Annotated in this window: 3 protein-coding genes and 1 pseudogene; 2 read left to right on the forward strand and 2 right to left on the reverse strand. The window is 59.3% G+C overall.

The genetic code is table 11. The features are described 5' to 3' along the window. Positions 1-208, forward strand: a pseudogene (locus AC1DSG_RS28770) (IS3 family transposase); the annotation flags it as partial. 110 nt (positions 209-318) lie between these two features. Here the strand turns inward: AC1DSG_RS28770 and AC1DSG_RS28775 are convergent. Then, positions 319-1,698, reverse strand: coding sequence for a sodium:solute symporter family protein (locus AC1DSG_RS28775; protein ID WP_477793906.1), 1,380 nt, complete (start codon positions 1,696-1,698; stop codon positions 319-321). A 246-nt stretch (positions 1,699-1,944) separates the two neighbouring features. Next, positions 1,945-2,895, reverse strand: coding sequence for an agmatinase (speB, locus tag AC1DSG_RS28780; protein WP_477793907.1), 951 nt, complete (start codon positions 2,893-2,895; stop codon positions 1,945-1,947). A gap of 219 nt (positions 2,896-3,114) precedes the next feature. Here speB and AC1DSG_RS28785 point away from each other — a divergent pair. Next, positions 3,115-3,851 (forward strand): LysR family transcriptional regulator (locus AC1DSG_RS28785; protein WP_477793908.1); only part of this gene is annotated, 737 nt, incomplete at its 3' end.

Raw genomic sequence — 3,851 nt, forward strand, 5'->3', positions numbered from 1 at the left:
TCACCGCCACAGCGCCCTGAAATACGTGACGCCAAACCAGCGGCACGAAGGCAAAGCAACGGCTCTATTACAAGCTAGAGCAATGCTTTATGAAAATGCCAAGGAAGCTAATCCGAGCCGCTGGAGCACTCGAACACGCAACTGGAAGTTGGCAGATGCTGTGTATTTAAACCCAGAGCGCCCTGAAATTAAGAGCGCAACGGGCTAGCAACTGTAAGACAAGGCGACAGGTACCTTGACACGTACCGAGGCGAAAAAAAACGGGTGTGGCAACCGACGCCACACCCGCCGAAGAAAGCATCAGTTGTTATGTTGAGCTTAGGCGGCGCTGGCCTGAACTGCCGGGCGACGGGACATCAGGCTGACCAGCACGAAGCTCACCAGACCGACGCCGAGGCTGTAGTAGATCGGGGTATTGGCATCCAGACCGTCTTTGAACATGAACACCAGCGCAGTGGCGAAGCCCATGCCCATGCTGGTGATCGCGCCGGCGGTGGTTGCGCGCTTCCAGAAAATTGCACCCATCAGCGGGATCAGCATGCCGCCCACCAGCAGGTTGTACGCCAGGGTCAGGGCGCTGATCACGTCATTCACGACCAGGGCGATGCCCAGCACGACGATGCCGGTCAACAGGGTGAACAGACGGTTGATGCGCAGGCTCGACGGTTTGCCGCCACGCAGTTTCGGCAGCATATCTTCGGTCAGGGTAGTGGCAGCGGCGAGCAGGCCGGCGCTGGCGGTGGACATCATGGCGGCCAGGGCCGCGGCGATTACCAGACCACGGATACCGTCCGGCAGGGACAGTTTGACGATGGCAGCGAAGGCGTTGTTGACGTTGTCCAGATCCGGGATCAATACGTGAGCGGCCATGCCTATCAGGGCGCAGGCCAGTCCGTAGAGGATGCAGTAGACGCCTGCGAACGTACCGGCGACCTGAGCCACTTTGGCGGTCTTGACGGTGAACACACGTTGCCAGATGTCCTGGCCGATCAGGATCCCGAAGAAGTAGATCATGAAGTAGGTGATGATGGTGTCCCAGCCAATCGTGGTGAAGCTGAAGGCGGTTGCCGGCAGTTTCAACACCAACTCATCCCAGCCGCCGACGCGGTACAGGCAGATTGGCAACAGGATGAACATCAGACCCACGGTCTTGATCACGAACTGGACGATGTCGGTCAGGGTCAGGGACCACATGCCGCCGATCGCGGAGTAAATCACCACCACACCGCCGCCGACCAATACCGAGACCCAGAACGGCAGGTCAAACAGCACTTGCAGTACGGTGCCGATGGCCAGGATTGAGGTCACGCCGATCATCAGCGCATACGCCAGCATGATTGCCGCGCTCGCGGAACGGGCCATCGGGTTATAGCGTTTTTCCAGCACTTGGGTAACGGTGTAGATCTTCAGTTTCAGCAGCGGTTTGGCGAGGAACAGGTTCAGCGCCACGATCCCGCAACCGAGGGCCGCGCAGAGCCAGAACCCGGAGATGCCATGAACGTAGCCAAGGCGTACGGTGCCGACAGTGGACGCGCCGCCCAGAACGGTGGCAGCCATGGTGCCCATGTACAGGCTCGGACCGAGGTTACGACCGGCGACCAAAAAGTCTTCGTTGGTCTTGGCCTTGCGCATGCCGTAGTAGCCGAGTATCAGCATCGCGGCGGCGTAGATGAGTACGACGAATAAATCCAAAGCCATGACGGCGTGTCTCCGATTGTTTTTTTTATGGTGATGCTGAAATCAATCCCTGTGAAAACACCAATCCCTGTGGGAGCGTGCGATGCGTCGTCCCGACTTGCCCGCGATGGGTACGCCGCGGTCTATCAGGCAGACCGCGTCATCGTTCATCGCGGGCAAGCCCGTTCCCACAGGTAATGCGTTGACCACAGGTAATGCGTTGAATCAGGCGGTTAGTCGCAACGCCGGTTTAGAGCGAATCCATCTTCAGCGGTGGACCACGCCTGGCAGTACGCAGAGCATTTCGTACAGCAGGTTGGCGGCCAGCAGCGAGGTGTTGCCGGTGGTGTCATAAGCGGGCGAGACTTCTACCAGATCGCAACCGACCAGGTCGAGGCCTTGGCAGCCGCGAACGATTTCAATCGCTTGAATGGTCGTCAGACCGCCGATTTCCGGGGTGCCGGTGCCAGGCGCCCAGGCCGGGTCGATGCCGTCGATGTCGAAACTCAGGTACACCGGACCGCCACCGACTTTCTCGCGAACTTCGGCCATCAACGGGGCCAGGGACTTGTGCCAGCATTCCTCGGCCTGAACCACACGGAAGCCCTGATTGCGGCTCCAGTTGAAGTCGTCAGCGGTGTAACCCTGAGCGCGCAGGCCGATTTGCACCACGCGGTCGCAATCCAGCAGGCCTTCTTCGACGGCACGGCGGAAAGTGGTGCCGTGGGCGATTTTCTCGCCGAACATGTGATCGTTCACATCAGCGTGCGCGTCGATGTGCACCAGGCCGATCTTGCCGTGCTTTTTATGAATGGCGCGCAGGATCGGCAGGGTGATGGTGTGGTCACCACCCAGGGTCAGGGGGATCACATCGTGTTCGAGGATTTTGTGGTAGGACTCTTCGATGATCCGTACCGCGTCCAGCAGGTTGAACGTGTTGATCGCGATGTCGCCGATGTCAGCCACCGACAGCGAATCGAACGGAGCCGCGCCGGTCGCCATGTTGTACGGGCGGATCATCACCGATTCAGCGCGGATTTCGCGAGGTCCGAAACGGGTGCCGGGGCGCAGCGAAGTGCCGATGTCCAATGGCACGCCAATGAAGGCAGCGTCCAGGCCGGCAGCGGTATCTAAATGGGGGAGTCGCATCATGGTGGCGATGCCGCCGAAGCGCGGCATTTCATTGCCGCCCAGTGGTTGGTGAAGAATTTTGTCCACGGGTAGGGCCTCATCGTCGTTGTTTTATTTATGTCGGTGGCACAGGTCATGACAGACACAGGCACCGTTGGGAAACGATTCTGCGAAATGTAGTGGCCGGGAAGAATCGCTACGGACAAATACTTAGTTCAGATTTTTCTAAACTAATGGCGAAGGCGGAGATAGACTCGTCAGCTGCTACTGGTTCTATGTCTGATTGTGTTTTTGCTGGAGTGCCCCATGGCCAACGCTTTACCCGACCTGAAACTATTGCGCATCTTCGTCAGCGTGGTCCGTCATCAAGGGTTCGCCAACGCCCAGCAAGAACTCAACCTCTCGACGTCGGCCATCAGCACCTACATGAGCCAGCTCGAAGCGGCCCTCGGCCTGGTGCTCTGCCATCGTGGTCGTGGTGGGTTCAGCCTGACCAGCAAGGGCGAACTGTTTCATCAGGAAACCCTGCGTCTGTTGGGCGAGCTCGAAGGTTTCGAGCAATACGCCGCAGCGCTCAAGGGTGAACTGCGCGGCACGCTGAACCTTGGCGTGATCGACTCAACGGTCAGCGACAAGGCCTTGCCCTTCGCCGAGGCCATCGGCGCCTACAGCCAGGAACACCCGGCCGTGCATTTGCATTTGTCGGTCATGAGCCCGTACGAACTGCAACTCGGTGTGCAGGACAATCGCCTGGACCTGGCCATCGGTGCGTTCTCCACGCGCATGAGCGGCCTGGTCTACATGCCGCTCTACCGCGAGCAGCACTGGCTGTATTGCAGCAGCCGGCATCCGCTGTTCACCGAGCGGCGTATCCCCGAGCAAGTCATCACCCAGCAACGGATGGTGGGTCGGGGTTACTGGAGCCAGGCCGAACTGGCACGTCACGGTTTCAAGCACAGCGCGGCCACAGTGGAAAGTATGGAGGCGCAGCTGATTCTAGTGCTGTCCGGTGCCTACATCGGTTACCTGCCGGAGCACTACGC

This window comes from Pseudomonas sp. P5_A12, from assembly GCF_056400685.1.